General features: G+C 63.7%; 15 protein-coding genes. 10 read left to right on the forward strand and 5 right to left on the reverse strand.

What is annotated here, in order from left to right:
• Nucleotides 1–112 precede the first annotated feature (112 nt).
• Nucleotides 113–1,969, forward strand: coding sequence for a phosphoenolpyruvate carboxykinase (GTP) (locus tag FSY59_RS10020; protein ID WP_003059910.1), 1,857 nt, complete (start codon nucleotides 113–115; stop codon nucleotides 1,967–1,969).
• A gap of 309 nt (nucleotides 1,970–2,278) precedes the next feature.
• Here the strand turns inward: FSY59_RS10020 and FSY59_RS10025 are convergent, their stop codons facing one another.
• Complete coding sequence (locus FSY59_RS10025; RefSeq protein WP_003059907.1) at nucleotides 2,279–2,707, reverse strand: hypothetical protein; 429 nt, start codon at nucleotides 2,705–2,707, stop codon at nucleotides 2,279–2,281.
• 135 nt (nucleotides 2,708–2,842) lie between these two features.
• On the opposite strand from FSY59_RS10025, the gene FSY59_RS10030 reads away from it, so the two are divergent.
• Genes FSY59_RS10030 through FSY59_RS10040 form a run of 3 tightly spaced genes read left to right on the forward strand, consistent with a single transcriptional unit; the run spans nucleotide 2,843 to nucleotide 5,167 of the window.
• The gene (locus FSY59_RS10030) at nucleotides 2,843–3,823 is read left to right on the forward strand and encodes a LysR family transcriptional regulator (protein ID WP_003059905.1); all 981 of its coding nucleotides are present in this window, start codon (nucleotides 2,843–2,845) and stop codon (nucleotides 3,821–3,823) included.
• Between the two features lie 13 nt (nucleotides 3,824–3,836).
• Nucleotides 3,837–4,715, forward strand: coding sequence for a metallophosphoesterase (locus FSY59_RS10035; RefSeq protein WP_043370408.1), 879 nt, complete (start codon nucleotides 3,837–3,839; stop codon nucleotides 4,713–4,715).
• A 29-nt stretch (nucleotides 4,716–4,744) separates the two neighbouring features.
• A complete protein-coding gene (locus FSY59_RS10040; RefSeq protein ID WP_003059902.1) occupies nucleotides 4,745–5,167 on the forward strand; it encodes a universal stress protein in 423 nt (140 codons plus the stop codon).
• Between the two features lie 164 nt (nucleotides 5,168–5,331).
• On the opposite strand, the gene FSY59_RS10045 is transcribed toward FSY59_RS10040, so the two are convergent.
• Complete coding sequence (locus tag FSY59_RS10045) at nucleotides 5,332–6,243, reverse strand: LysR family transcriptional regulator ArgP (RefSeq protein ID WP_003059900.1); 912 nt, start codon at nucleotides 6,241–6,243, stop codon at nucleotides 5,332–5,334.
• A 42-nt stretch (nucleotides 6,244–6,285) separates the two neighbouring features.
• On the opposite strand from FSY59_RS10045, the gene FSY59_RS10050 reads away from it, so the two are divergent.
• From FSY59_RS10050 to gorA, 6 genes are all read left to right on the forward strand, one after another.
• Nucleotides 6,286–7,662, forward strand: coding sequence for a D-amino acid dehydrogenase (locus FSY59_RS10050; protein WP_148728897.1), 1,377 nt, complete (start codon nucleotides 6,286–6,288; stop codon nucleotides 7,660–7,662).
• Nucleotides 7,663–7,775: 113 nt separating this feature from the next.
• The gene (gene hpaR / locus FSY59_RS10055) at nucleotides 7,776–8,267 is read left to right on the forward strand and encodes a homoprotocatechuate degradation operon regulator HpaR (RefSeq protein ID WP_034401205.1); all 492 of its coding nucleotides are present in this window, start codon (nucleotides 7,776–7,778) and stop codon (nucleotides 8,265–8,267) included.
• Between the two features lie 26 nt (nucleotides 8,268–8,293).
• A complete protein-coding gene (locus tag FSY59_RS10060) occupies nucleotides 8,294–8,935 on the forward strand; it encodes a PolC-type DNA polymerase III (protein WP_148728898.1) in 642 nt (213 codons plus the stop codon).
• Between the two features lie 198 nt (nucleotides 8,936–9,133).
• Nucleotides 9,134–9,658 (forward strand): flavin reductase family protein, encoded by a 525-nt coding sequence (locus FSY59_RS10065; RefSeq protein ID WP_148728899.1) that lies wholly within the window; start codon nucleotides 9,134–9,136, stop codon nucleotides 9,656–9,658.
• Between the two features lie 130 nt (nucleotides 9,659–9,788).
• Nucleotides 9,789–10,700 carry a TauD/TfdA family dioxygenase gene (locus FSY59_RS10070; RefSeq protein ID WP_050873090.1) on the forward strand — a complete coding sequence of 304 codons (912 nt, stop codon included), beginning with the start codon at nucleotides 9,789–9,791 and terminating at the stop codon, nucleotides 10,698–10,700.
• A 129-nt stretch (nucleotides 10,701–10,829) separates the two neighbouring features.
• On the forward strand, nucleotides 10,830–12,194 hold the full coding sequence (gorA, locus tag FSY59_RS10075) for a glutathione-disulfide reductase (protein ID WP_003059889.1): 1,365 nt from the start codon (nucleotides 10,830–10,832) through the stop codon (nucleotides 12,192–12,194).
• A 98-nt stretch (nucleotides 12,195–12,292) separates the two neighbouring features.
• On the opposite strand, the gene minE is transcribed toward gorA, so the two are convergent.
• Genes minE through minC form a run of 3 tightly spaced genes read right to left on the reverse strand, consistent with a single transcriptional unit; the run spans nucleotide 12,293 to nucleotide 14,168 of the window.
• The gene (gene minE, locus FSY59_RS10080) at nucleotides 12,293–12,559 is read right to left on the reverse strand and encodes a cell division topological specificity factor MinE (protein ID WP_003059887.1); all 267 of its coding nucleotides are present in this window, start codon (nucleotides 12,557–12,559) and stop codon (nucleotides 12,293–12,295) included.
• 5 nt (nucleotides 12,560–12,564) lie between these two features.
• Complete coding sequence (gene minD, locus FSY59_RS10085; protein WP_003059885.1) at nucleotides 12,565–13,377, reverse strand: septum site-determining protein MinD; 813 nt, start codon at nucleotides 13,375–13,377, stop codon at nucleotides 12,565–12,567.
• Nucleotides 13,378–13,433: 56 nt separating this feature from the next.
• The gene (minC, locus tag FSY59_RS10090) at nucleotides 13,434–14,168 is read right to left on the reverse strand and encodes a septum site-determining protein MinC (protein ID WP_003059884.1); all 735 of its coding nucleotides are present in this window, start codon (nucleotides 14,166–14,168) and stop codon (nucleotides 13,434–13,436) included.
• Between the last annotated feature and the right edge of the window lie 107 nt (nucleotides 14,169–14,275).

The raw sequence follows: 14,275 nt of genomic DNA on the forward strand, positions 1-14,275 counted from the left end.
GCGCCAACAAGCGCTAGGGAAAGCAAGCGAGACACCTTCAAAAGCCTTTTTTCAAAGACGCAGCCGAGGATGCTTCTTTGAAAAATTGGTTTTTAATTGAAGGACTTCCCCCATGAACGCCGCTGTGCAAAGCCTGAATATCCAGGCTCCCGATTACGTCAAGAACCCCAAGCTCATTGCCTGGGTCGCCGAAATGGCTGCGCTGTGCAAGCCCGCCCAGATCCATTGGTGCGACGGCTCGCAAGCCGAATATGACGCGCTGTGCCAGCAACTGGTGGATGCCGGTACCTTCAAGCCCCTGGCCAAGCGCCCCGGCTCCTTCCTGGCCTGGACCGATCCTTCGGACGTGGCCCGCGTGGAAGACCGCACCTATATCTGTTCCGCCAAGAAGGAAGACGCAGGTCCCACCAACAACTGGATGGACCCTGCCGAGATGCGCGCCACGCTGAACCCTCTGTTCGACGGCTGCATGGCTGGCCGCACCATGTACGTGGTGCCCTTCTCCATGGGCCCGCTGGGTTCGCCCATCGCCCACGTGGGCATCGAGTTGTCCGACAGCCCCTATGTGGCCGTCAACATGAAGATCATGACCCGCATGGGCAAGGCCGTGTATGACGTGATCGGCACCAGCGGCGAGTTCGTGCCCTGCGTGCACACCATCGGCGCACCTCTGGCCGCAGGCCAGAAGGACGAGACCACCTGGCCTTGCAGCAAGACCAAGTACATCGTTCACTATCCCGAAACCCGCGAAATCTGGTCCTACGGCTCGGGCTACGGCGGCAACGCGCTGCTGGGCAAGAAGTGCTTTGCGCTGCGCATCGCCTCCACCATGGGCCGCGACCAGGGCTGGCTGGCCGAGCACATGCTGATCCTGGGCGTCACCAACCCCGAAGGCAAGAAGTACCACGTGGCTGCCGCCTTCCCCTCGGCCTGCGGCAAGACCAATTTCTCCATGCTGGTGCCCCCCAAGGCCTTCGACGGCTGGAAGGTCACGACCATCGGCGACGACATCGCCTGGATCAAGCCCCAGGCCGACGGCTCGCTGCGCGCCATCAACCCCGAAGCCGGTTACTTCGGCGTGGCTCCCGGCACCAATATGCTGACCAACCCGAACTGCATGTTGAGCCTGGACAAGAACGTGATCTTCACCAATGTGGCCCTGACCGATGACGGCGACGTGTGGTGGGAAGGCATGGAAAAGGACCAGGGCAAGCTGCCCGATCACCTGATCGACTGGCAAGGCAAGGACTGGACGCCCCAGATCGCCAAGGAAACCGGCGCCAAGGCCGCTCACCCCAATGCCCGCTTCACCGTGGCTGCCACCAACAACCCCGCGCTGGATGAAGCCTGGGACGATCCTGCCGGCGTGAAGATCGATGCCATCATCTTCGGCGGTCGCCGCTCCACCACCGTGCCTCTGGTGACCGAAGCCCGTGACTGGACCGAAGGCGTGTACATGGCTGCGACCATGGGCTCCGAGACCACCGCCGCCGCCTTTGGCGCACAAGGCGTGGTGCGCCGCGACCCCTTCGCCATGCTGCCTTTTGCCGGCTACAACATGAGCGACTATTTCCAGCACTGGCTGGACCTGGGCGCCAAGATCGAAGGCCAGGGCGCAACCCTGCCCAAGATCTTCACCACCAACTGGTTCCGCAAGAACGCCGAAGGCAAGTTCGTCTGGCCCGGCTACGGTGAAAACATGCGCGTGCTGAAGTGGATGATCGACCGTCTGGAAGGCCAGGCCCAAGGTCAGGAAACCGCCTTCGGTATTGCGCCCCAGTACGCTGAAATCAACTGGAGCGGCCTGGACTTCGACGCCGCCCAGTTCGACAGCGTGACCAATATCGACAAGGCCGCCTGGGCCGAGGAAATGAAGCTGCATGGCGAGCATTTCGACAAGCTGGCTTACAACCTGCCCAAGGCCATGCTGGACACCAAGGCTGAGCTGGAAAAGCGCTTGAGCGCTTGATTCTCCCCCTGAGCCGCTGCGCGGCTTCCCCCTAGCCGGGCGCCCCTCTCTCTGCGCGCTTCGCGCTATGGGAGGGGGACGACGCCAGCGCGGCGGGGCGGCCCTTGCGCGGTGTCCCTGACTGAGACTGTGCACATCAAAAAAGCCCTGCTGAAAAAAATCAGCAGGGCTTTTTGTTTGCTTTTATTTTTGTAGCTGTAAGCGCTTTCTGAATCTTGGATAGAGGCTTGTTTGACTCAAAACTCTGTTCCCCATGAAAAAAGCCGCAGCCTTGTGGGCAGCGGCTTTTCGGGGCAGCGGTCCGGGCGCTTAGCGGCTCTGGCGATCCATGGCACGGGCCAGATCGGCCATCAGGCGTGCATCTTGCAGCGCGGCGTTCCAGACGCGTTCATCGGCAGCGGCTTGCTGGCGGCTCTTGACCCAGGCGCGGTAGCCGGTACGCACCAGATTGATGGCGCGGCGTGCGGGCTGGGAGAAGAGGGCGATGCTGGCAAAGGCCATGGCCCACAGGACCATCCAGGCAGCCATCATATGACCGTCGCTCCAGGTCTCGGTGGCCTGGAAGACGCCGGCGGCCAGAGCGGCCAGCACCACGGCCAGCACCATCCAGTGCGATCGGGACTGGGATTGCGCTTCATGCTCGGCGGCAATGGCGGCCATGCGTTCGTCGCTGGCCTGATAGATACGCACCACACCAGGGTGCTCGACACAGTAGGAGTTGTAAATAAAGTTGCTCATGGCAGTTAACCCTTTGACCCACGCTTTTGGCGAATTGCCCGGGGAATAGGTGTAACTATAGGGATTACCCTAGGTGTGTTCAAATTTATATTTTGAATCTGTAGCATTCACAGCAGTGATGTATCGGGTGATGCCATGTCTTTGAACTTTCGCTCTCTGGATCTGAATCTGCTGCGCGTCTTCGATGAGGTCATGTCCGAACGCAGCCTCACGCGCGCGGCGCACAAGCTCAGCATCACCCAGCCGGCGGTCAGCAATGCCATGCGCCGGCTGCGTGAGGTCCTGGGCGACGAGCTGCTGGTGCGCCAGGGGCAGGGCGTGGAGCCCACGCCGCGCGCCCAGGCCCTGTGGCCGGTGATACGCGAGGCCCTGCAGCATCTGGAGGGCGCACTCGCGCCCGACGAGTTCGACCCCGAGACGGCCAGCACCACGTTCGTGATCGCCATGGCCGATGCCACGGCCGCCACGCTGATTCCGCCGCTGTACCCGATCCTGGCGCGCGAGGCACCGGGCCTGGGCATACGCCTGCTGCCGCTGACCACGCGTGATCCCAGATCCTTGCTCGACGATGGCGAGGCAGACATGGCCGTGGGCTATTTTCCCGCCGTGCTGGCCGATCTGACGGCGCGTGCACAGGCCGGCGGTCTGGTGGCGTTTGACAGCCGCCGCCTGTACGAGGGCGAGTACCTGTGCGTGATGCGCAAGGACCATCCGCTGGCGCATGTGCCGCTGACGCTGGACAACTACTGCGCGGCCCGCCATATGCTGGTCAGCTTCTCGGGCCGCTCCTTCGGCTTCATCGACGAGGCCCTGGCCTCGCTGGGGCGTTCGCGCGAAGTGGTGCTCACCGTCAACCAGTTCTTCACCGCGGCGCGCGTGGTGATCAACTCCGATCTGCTGACCATACTGCCGCGCCATTTCGTGCCCGTGACCGGCATGGGCGATCAGCTGGAGCTGCGCGATCTGCCCTTCGATGTCACGCCCGTGCATGTGGATGCGCTGTGGCGCCGGCGCGGCCCGCACCCGCAGGCCTATGACTGGCTGCTGAAAACGCTGACGCGCTCTGCCGAGATCACCTTTGCCAATGGTACGGCCCAGGTCACCCAGCATGGTTGACTAAACTAGCCGCATGAAGATCCAGCTGCTGTCCGACCTGCACCTTGAAGTCCACCCCCAATTCGTGGCCCAGCCGGCGGCCGGCGCCGATGTGCTGGTGCTGGCCGGCGATATCGGCTCCTACCAGAGCAGCAGCCAGGTCGATGGCGAGAACTTCGGGCTGGAGCGTTTCTCGCCGCTGCCGCAATACGCGGCCTGGCCCACGCCCGTGCTGTTCGTGCCCGGCAATCACGAGTACGACATGCAGGACTTCGACGAGGCGCGACTGCGCCTGCAGCGCGTGTGCGACAAGCTGGGTCTGATCTGGCTCGACCGTGAAACCGTGCTCATGGACGGCGTGCGCTTCATCGGCACCACGCTGTGGAGCGACTTCGACGCCATGGCCATGCATGAGGGCGTGAGCGATGCCACGCGCTTGCACAGGCTGCGCGAGAAGGCTTTTCGCGCCGCCAATTTCTATCTGCAAAAGACCGGCGGCAGCCGCCAGGGCGAGCCGTTTCTGGCCGCGCCCATGCGCGAGGAAAGCCTGCTCTGCCAGGACTGGCTGCGCGCCGCGCTGCAGCAGCCGTTTGACGGGCCCACGGTGGCCGTGACCCACTTTGCGCCCAGTCTGCGCAGCGCCGATCCGCGCTACGGGCTGGTGCCCGGCACGGCCGGTTTCTGCAATGTGATGGACGACTTTCTGCCCCACGCCCAGCTCTGGCTGCACGGTCATCTGCATTGCGCCAGCGACTACATCGCCAGCGGCCGGCGCGACGACGGCAGCGCCTGGCAATGCCGTGTGGTGGCCAACCCTCTCGGCTATGCCCGCAAGGGAGAGCAGGATGACTTTCTGCCGGCATCGACAATTGACTTGAGCCAAGTCAAGATGCTGACTGTCCCCAGCCCTTAGGCTTGAGACATCAACAAGGAGAAATTGGTATGAAGATCTTGCTCGCTGTGGACGGCAGTGCCTACACCCAGAAAATGCTGGCCTATCTGACCTCGCATCAGGAGATGCTGGGCACGGGCCACGAGTACACCATCATCACCGTGCAGCCGCTGCTGCCGCCTCGTGCACGCGCTGCGCTGGGCAAGGAAGTGGTGGAGCAGTACTACGACGAAGAATCCGCCAAGATCCTGCAGCCCGTGCTGGAGTTCCTGAAGGGGCGCGGCGTCGAGGCGCACAGCATCTCCAAGGTCGGCCCGATTGCCGACACCATCATCCATACTGCCCAGGACGGCAAGTTCGACCTGATCGCCATGGGCACGCATGGCCACGGCGCGCTGGGCCGCCTGGTCATGGGCTCGGTCAGCTCGCAGGTGCTGGCGGGCTGCACCATCCCCGTGCTGCTGATTCGCTGATTTTCATAGCTGCTTGCGCTTGATATGCATACACATCAGGCATAAAACAGCGTCAAATCAAGGATGGATGAGCGTCCACAGCTACAAAAACCAAAGTACCTCCGTTTGACTTCAAGCTCTCAAGGCCGCGCTGCAAAGCACGGCCTTTTTTTTGGCTGCATCATTCATGCTTGCAGCAGTTGCCGGGCCTTGCCAAGCAAGGCCTGGCTGACATGGGCCAGCACGCGTGACTCCAGATTCCAGCAATGCCAGAACAGCGCGATGGACAGCGCATGGCCGGGCGCAATCTCGACCAGATCGCCGGCCTCCAGCGCAGGCTGCACCAGCAACTGCGGCAGCACGCCCAGGCCCCAGCCGGCACGCACGGCGCGCACCTGCGCCTCGCAGCTGGGCAGCAGGATCTGGTGCTGCAGCGACACATTGCGCAGGCCCAGGCAGCGCGCCACGAACTCGGCCTGCATATCGTCCTTGCGGTTGAAGGACAGATAGGGCAGCTGGTTGAAGTTCTTGCGCGTCAGCCCCTGCGGCAGTCTTTGCCGGGCAAACTCGGCCGAGGCCACGGCCACATAGCGCATGGCACCCAGGGGCTGCACCGTGCAGCCGCGCAGGGCCCGACCCAGCGTGGTCACGCAGCCCATGACCTGGCCCGAGCGCAGCAGCTCCTGCGTGAAGTCCTGGTCGTCGACCACCACCTCCAGCGGCAGGCCGCTCCTCACCAGCTCGTCAAGGGCCGTCATGGCCCAGGTGGCAATGCTGTCGGCATTGATGGCGATGGAGACGATTTCGCCGGCCAGACTCTGCCCGGTCTGCGGTGCCAGTTCCTGCAGCTCATGCGCGAGATCGGCGCGCAGCAGGCGCAGCTGCTTGGCATGCTTGAGCAGCAGCCGACCGGCGCTGGTGGGTTTGACGGGGCGTGTGCGCTCCACCAGCACCGAACCCACCTGAGCCTCCAGCGCGCGCAGGCGCTGGGACACGGCCGACTGGGTGATGTGCAGCTTTTGCGCGGCGCGCTCGAAGCCGCCTTCCTCCACGATGGCGGCCAGGCATTCCAGCGCAACAGGGTCCCAGGAACTCATAGCAATTCCATTAGCATTTCTGATGAAACTGCTGAAAATTTAATGCTGCTTTTGTTTGCCTGCAAGAGTGCAGACACTGGCCGCATGAACATCATCGTCCTGGGCGCCGGCATCATCGGCATCAGCACCGCCTGGCATCTGCGCGAGCGCGGTCATCAAGTCACCGTGGTGGACCGCCAGAGCGGTCCGGCCCTGGAGACCAGCTATGCCAATGGCGGCCAGATCTCGGTCAGCTACTGTGAGCCCTGGGCCAATCGCCAGGCGCCCTGGAAGGCGCTGAAATGGATGTTCGACAAACAGGCTCCGCTGCTGCTGCGGCCCCGGCTCGACAGCGCGCAATGGGGCTGGTGCCTGCAGTTCCTGGCCCAGTGCAATGACCGGGCGTTCGCGCGCAATGTCCAGCAGATCGTGGCGCTGGGCGCCTACAGCCATCTGGCGCTCAAGGACATGGTCCAGAAGACCGGTATCGAGTTCGAGCGGCTGGAGCGCGGCATTGCCCATTTCTACAGCAGCCGGCAGGCGTTTGCCGAGGCCGCCGAAGGCGTGGAGCTGATGCGGCAATACGGCGTGCAGCGCCGTCTGGTCAGCCGCGAAGAGCTGCTTGCCATCGAGCCTGCATTCACGCCCTATGCCGCGCAGATTGCGGGTGGCACGTTCACCGCTACCGATGAGTCCGGTGATGCGCGTCTGTTCACCGAAAAGCTGGCCGATCTCTGTGCCCAGGCCGGTGTGCAGTTCCTCTACGGCCACGACATCCTGAGCCTGCAGCCGGCGCGCCGGGGCAAGCCAGCCCAGGTGCAGATTCGCGACGGCAGCGATGGCACCCGGCGCATGCTGGGCGCGGATGCCGTGGTGGTCGCCTGCGGCTCCTACACGCCGCTGTTGCTCAGGCCTCTGGGCGTGCATGTGCCCATCTACCCGGGCAAGGGCTATAGCGCCACCCTGCCGCTGCTGCGGCCCGAAAAAGCCCCCATGGTCTCCACCATCGACGACAGCCGCAAGGTCGCCATGAGCCGTTTGGGCAACCGCCTGCGCGTGGCCGGCACCATTGAGTTGGGCGGCTTCGATCTGAGCCTGGACACGCCCACGGCCAGGGCGCGTTGCGAGATGCTGGTCGCGCGCGTGGAGGAGCTGATGCCCGGCGTCTGCGACACGCGCCTGCCCGAGCAGGGCGGCGATCCGCAGTTCTGGTGCGGTCTGCGGCCCGCCACGCCCAGCAACATTCCCTGCATCGGTGCCACCCAGGCTGCTGGAATCTGGGTCAATGCCGGGCATGGCACCCTGGGCTGGACGCATGGTGCAGGGTCGGGCAAGGCCATGGCAGCCCTGATGAGCGGCGAGCGCCCGGCGCTGGATTTCCGGTTCTGGGATGAGCCGGTTCCCGAGATCGCTCGCGGCGCGCGGATTGCGTCGGCCTGAGACAGGGCATGGGACTGCAGGACGAGTACGGGCTGGCTGACTCTTTTGCCCGGATTGACGGTATCGCTGCGTGGGGCTCTTACATACAATCACGCCAGCAACTCGTCCATGCCATGACCCAGCACGACATCACTCCAGCCCTTGACACTTCACGTTCCTTCGCGCGCTCATTGCCCATGGCTTTGCTCAAGGCCCGCGAGGCGGTCATGGTGCGCTTTCGTCCTTCGCTGCGTGCGCACGGACTGACCGAGCAGCAATGGCGCGTGCTGCGCATCATGTCGGTGGCCGACAGGCGTCTGCGTCCCATGGAGCTGTCGCAGCTGACCTTCATCAGCATGCCCAGCCTCTCGCGCCTGCTCAAGACGCTGGAAGGGCGTTTGCTCATCAAGCGCGGCCGCCATGTGGCCGACCTGCGGGGCTCCGAGTTCGCCCTCACGCCCGCCGGCCAGGAAATGGTGGCGCAGATCGTGCCGCATTTCGAAACCATCTACACCGAGATCGAGGAGCAACTGGGCAGCGCCGAGAGCGAGCAGCTGTTCCGCATCCTCGAGCATGTGGTGCAAAGCCTGGGCCTGCCCGGAGAAGACGAGCTGGGCACGGACTGAGGCGTCGGCCACGGCACAATGCAGTCATGAGTGCTGCGATCGCCGTCATCGACTTTGAAACCACGGGCATGACGCCCGCCCAGGGCGCCAGGGCCACCGAGGTGGCCATCGTGCTGCTGGAGCAGGGCCGCGTCGTGGACCGCTTCCAGAGCCTGATGCAGACCGGAGCCTGGGTCTCGCCCTTCATCACCGAGCTCACCGGCATCACCAACGCGATGCTGCGCACGGCGCCGCCCGCCGCCGAGGTGATGCGCGATGCAGCCCGCTTTGTGGGCGGCGCACCCATGGTGGCCCACAACGCATCGTTCGACAGCAAGTTCTGGCAGGCCGAGCTGGCACTGGCGGGCGAAGCCGCCCCCCAGCTGTTTGCCTGCACCGTGCTGCTGTCGCGCCGCATCTATCCGCAGGCGCCCAGCCACAGCCTGGGCAATCTGGCGCGCTATCTGCACCTGCCTTCCACGGGCCGCGCCCACCGGGCGCTGGCCGATGCCGAGATGGCGGCGGCCTTGCTGGCCCGCATGCAGCAGGACCTGTGCGAGCGCCATGCCCTGCCCTGGCCCGAACATGGGCTGCTGATGCAGCTGCAGCGCTGCAGCAAGGCCAAGGTCGGCGGGTGGCTGGCGCAGCAGGCCGGTCAGGGGCTGCTGGCAGCACAGACCCAGGATTGATGAAGATTTTGGCCTGCAGGCATTTCCAGCCCTGCGTAAGATGCTATCAAAATTGATGATTCTGGCCTTAAGCCCTTACGGATTGTGACTGGCTAGGTTCAAGTTGATAATTGCTCAAGTCCTGCAGATGCCCCTTGGGATCTGCTGATCTTGAACCGTGGCGCACCGTTGTGGTCGCTGACCTGAGCTCTGAATTTCGTGAACTCCGCCTTGCCTACCTCCGTCTTGCGTTCGGCCTTGCCTTTCTCGCAGCGCGAATTTCGCGATGCGCTGGGGCAATTTGCCACCGGCGTGACCATTATCACGGCGCGCAGTGCAGAGGGCCATGCGGTGGGCTCCACGGTCAGCTCCTTCAACGCGCTGTCGCTGGCGCCCTCTCTGGTGCTCTGGAGCCTGGGTCTGAAGGCCAACTCCCTGCCCGTGTTCCGCCGCAGCACCCACTACGCGGTCCACGTGCTGGCGGCTTCGCAAAAGCCGCTGGCCGAGCTGTTTGCACGCAAGGGAGCGGACCGGTTCAGCCATACGCAACACCATGACTCCGAGCATGGCGTGCCGCTGCTCGAGGGCTGCAGCGCGGTCTTCGAGTGCCGCAATCTGCGCCAGCACGAGGAGGGCGACCATCTGCTCTTCATCGGCGAGGTGGAACGCTGCGAGCACCATGCCGACCGCGCGCCGCTGCTCTACCACTCGGGCCATATGCACGCCCACGGCTTCGTCAGGTAAGGCCGGCTGCCGACTGGGAACCCTACCTAGTCGGCTTGAACGATACCGATCTCCAAGGCCCGCCCTAGATTGCACCCAGGCCTGCAGCGTCATGCCGCAGGACATTGGTGCAACGCTTTGGAGACATATCATGATCGATTGCGGAGACAGGCCGGCCCATACCCAGCGCAAGGTGGCTGCGGCAAGCAGCACGGGGATCGAGCTCAGGCGCATCTCCCCTGCCATAGGCGTGGAGGTTTCGGGCATAGACCTGCGCCAGCCCATGAGCGAGGAGCAGACGCGCGAGCTGCGTCAGGCGCTGGTGGCGCACAAGGTGCTGGTGTTTCGCGAGCAGAACATCACGCCTGCCCAGCATGTGGCGTTTGCGCGCCGCTTCGGCGAGCTGGAGCTGCACCCGGTGTTCCCCCATCACCCAGACCATGCCGAGCTGGTGCTTCTCGGCGGCAACAGCAAGGTCCCGGGCACCGAGAACGTCTATCACACCGATGTCTCCTGGCGCGAGACCCCATCCATGGCCTCGGTGCTGCGCTGCGTGGAATGCCCCGAGGTCGGCGGCGACACGGTCTGGATCAATATGGAGCAGGCCTACGAGCAGTTGCCCGAGACGCGCAAGCAGCAGATCGCCGGCCTGTATGCCGTGCATGACATCCTGCCCTCGTTCGGCGCGCGCATGACGCCCGCGGAGCAGGCCCAGGCGCGCGGCAAATATCCGCCCGTGGTTCACCCGGTGGTGCGCACCCACCCCGAAAGCGGCCGGAAGATTCTCTACGTCAACGAAACCTTCGTCACGCATTTCGCCAATTTCAGCTCGAACTTCGACAGCTTCCGCTCGGCCAACGAAATTCATGCCCAGCAGCAGGATCTGATGGACTATCTGCTGCGCCAGCCCGCGATTCTGGAATACCAGATGCGCCTGCACTGGGAGCCCAACACCATTGCCATGTGGGACAACCGCTCCACCCAGCATTACGCGATTCAGGACTATTTCCCGGCCGTGCGCCGCATGCACCGCGCCACGGTCAAGGGCGACAAGCCGTTCTAGGCCGTGCGCCGGCCAAACTGGGTCGTGCAGGTGGTTTAACGCTGCGTTAAACCACCTGCGGCAGTCTTGTCTTGTAGAGTTCAAAGCAGCAAGCATCTGCTTTGAACCTCCCAACCAGCGAGACAGAACATGCAGCAACAAGACTTTGATTACGACTTCCTGGTCATAGGTGGCGGCTCGGGGGGCGTGCGCGCCAGCCGCGTGGCTGCCGGCCTGGGGGCCCGTGTGGCCGTGGTGGAAGCCGCCCAGCTGGGCGGTACCTGCGTCAACGTGGGCTGCATCCCCAAGAAGCTGCTCAGCCATGCAGCGCATTTCAGCCAGCTGGCCGAGGAGGCTCGGGGCTTTGGCTGGCAGCTGGAGCAGCCGCGCTTCGACTGGCCTGTGCTGATTGCCAACAAGGACCGCGAAATCGAGCGTCTGAACGGCGTCTACGGCCGCATGCTGGCCGGCGCAGGGGTTGCCGTCATCCACGGCCGTGCGGAGCTCTCAGGGCCGCATAGCGTGCAGGTGAACGGGCAGACCCTGCACGCCCGCCATATCCTGATCGCGACGGGTGGCACGCCCAGCCTGCCCGATATCCCGGGCATCGAGCATGCCATTACCTCCAACGAGGCTTTCCATCTGCCGCAGCTGCCCAGGCGCGTGGTGGTCGTGGGCGGTGGCTATATCGCCGTGGAGTTCGCCTCCATCTTCAACGGCCTGGGCGCCGAGACCACCCTGCTGCACCGCCGCCAGCAGCTGCTGCGCGGCTTTGATGCCGACCTCGGTCTTCACCTGGGCCAGGAGATGGCCCAGCTGGGCGTGAACTTCCGTTGGGAGGATGAGATTCAGGCCATAGACAAGCAGGCGGACGGCCTGCACCTGCAGCTCAGGAGTGGCGAGCAACTGGTGGTGGACTGCGTGATGTACGCCACGGGTCGCGTGCCCCTGATCGAAGGACTGGGTCTGGAGGCGGCGGGGGTCAAGGTCAGCGACCAGGGCGCCATCGAGGTGGACCCGCATTTCTGCAGCAATGTGCCATCCATCCATGCCGTGGGCGACGTGGTCGATCGCATGGCCCTGACGCCCGTGGCGCTGGCCGAGGGCTCGGTGGTCGCCCATCGTCTGTTCGGTGAGGGCGACAAGAGCGCCCCCGACTACGAACTGGTGCCGACGGCGGTGTTCTCCCATCCGCAGGTGGGCACGGTGGGACTGTCCGAGGAGGCGGCGCGCGTGCGCTTTGGCGCGGTGCAGGTCTTCCAGTCCAGCTTCAGGCCGCTGACCAACCGCATGGGGGCCGAGCCCGAGAACGTCTTCCTCAAGCTCATTGTCTCCAAGGCCGACCAGCGCGTGCGCGGCGTGCATATGGTGGGCGAGGGCGCGGGCGAGTTGATGCAGGGCTTTGCCGTGGCGCTGCAATGCGGCGCGACCAAGCAGCAGTTCGATGCAACCATAGGCATACACCCGACCGTTGCCGAGGAGCTGGTGACCATGCGGGAGCCGGTGCGGGAATGAGGCACGACCCCCGCGTTTTCGCACTGCGCGAGGCGCCGGGTGGATGCACCATGAAAAATGGGCCTCAGAGGCCCATTTTTTGAATAGATGAGTTGGTGTCAGCCGCGTGTGGCGTCCGGCAGCTCGATCTTGACTTCCAGAACCTCAAGGTTTTCCTGGCGCTCCAGCTGTACCTTGATGTCATTGGGGTTGATGTCCACATACTTGGAAATCACGGCCATCAGCTCTTTTTGCAGGGCCGGCAGATAGTCGGGCTTGCCGCTTTCGCCGCCCACGCGTTCACGGGCGAGAATGATCTGCAGACGCTCCTTGGCGACCGAGGCGGATTTTTTCTTCTCTCCGAGCAGAAACGACAACATGGACATATGGCTTACCTCCCGCCAAACATGCGTTTGAAGAAGCCGGGCTTGACGGCTTCGGTAAAGCGCATGGGTTTTTCTTCGCCCAGGAAGCGTGCCACCACGTCCTGATAGGCCTCGGCCACGTCGGTGCCTTGCATGTGCACGGCCGGAATGCCCTGGTTGGAAGCCTGGAGCACGGTTTCGGATTCGGGAATCACGCCGATCAGCTCGATGCGCAGAATGTCCTGGATGTCCTCCAGCGACAGCATCTGGCCGTCTTCCACGCGGTTGGGGTTGTAGCGCGTGATCAGCAGATGTTCCTTGATGCTCTCGCCCTTGACGGCACGTTCGGTCTTGGAGCTGAGCATGCCCAGAATGCGGTCCGAATCGCGCACCGACGAGACTTCGGGATTGGTCACCACCAGGGCCTCGTCGGCATAGTGCATGGCCATCAGTGCGCCGCTTTCAATGCCGGCGGGCGAGTCGCAGATGATGAACTCGAAGTCCATGGCGGACAGATCGTCCAGCACCTTCTTCACGCCTTCCTGCGTCAGGGCTTCCTTGTCGCGGGTCTGCGAAGCGGCCAGCACGAACAGGTTTTCGCACTGCTTGTCCTTGATCAGGGCCTGGTTCAGATTGGCTTCGCCCTGGATGACATTGATGAGGTCATAGACCACGCGGCGTTCGCAGCCCATGATCAGATCGAGATTGCGCAGACCCACATCGAAGTCAATCACTGCGGTCTTGTGGCCGCGCAGAGCGAGGCCGGATGCGAAGCTGGCGCTGGTGGTGGTCTTGCCGACACCGCCTTTGCCGGAGGTCACGACGACGATTTTGGCCATGTTTGCACGATTCCTTTAAGACAAATGGGGCAGGTTGATAGGGTGTCCGGTGTGTCTCATACCGGCTCGATAATGATTTTTTCTCCTTCAAGACGCACCTTGGCAGCTTTGCCGGCGACTTCTTTGGGGAGATCGGTTTCAATTGTGCGGTAGATACCTGCAATGGAAAGCAGTTGCGCCTCCATGCAAGTGCTAAAAATTCTGGCGCTGGTATTGCCGCTGGCCCCGGCCACGGCGCGGCCGCGCAGCGGCGCATAGACATGGACGTTGCCGTCGGCAATCACCTCGGCACCATAGCTGACCATGTCCAGAACCACAATGTCGGTGCCCTTGGCATAGACGCGCTGGCCCGAGCGCAGCGGCCGGTCCACGATGACGGCATCAGCCAGAGGTGCGGGCACCTCGACCTCCACCTCGCGAATGATCTCGTGGATTTCCGGCTCGGCGCGACGCGCCGGCATGGCATCGGGAGCTGCGCTCAGCCCCAGCGCCTTGGCCGCCTCCATCTGGGCCTCGCTGCCGCTGCGCACGGCAACCGGCACGGTGCGGTGGTTGCGCAGGGCCTCGAGCAGGGCCGGGAAGTCGATCTCCTGCTCGGCTTCACACACCTGGCTGAGGTCGATGAGCACGGGGTCGTTGTCGAAGAAGTCGGGGTCGTCGGCCAGACGACGTGCCAGATCCTGGGCCAGTGCCTGCATGTCGGTGCTGCGAAGCACCACGGAAAGCACCGGCAGTTGCGCGCTCTTGAGGTCAAAGCTGGGGCGCTCGGCGCCGGTCGGTTCAACAGACATGGATGGGATCAGCGCACATCAGGTGCTCTATGAGGACGACAAAGTGTACCTGTCAACCGGCAAAAGATAAGGTCACCGAGTGTTTGCACTGCAACACTTGATGCACC

This window comes from Comamonas sp. Z3 (assembly GCF_008121565.1).
GTDB lineage: Bacteria > Pseudomonadota > Gammaproteobacteria > Burkholderiales > Burkholderiaceae_C > Comamonas > Comamonas brasiliensis.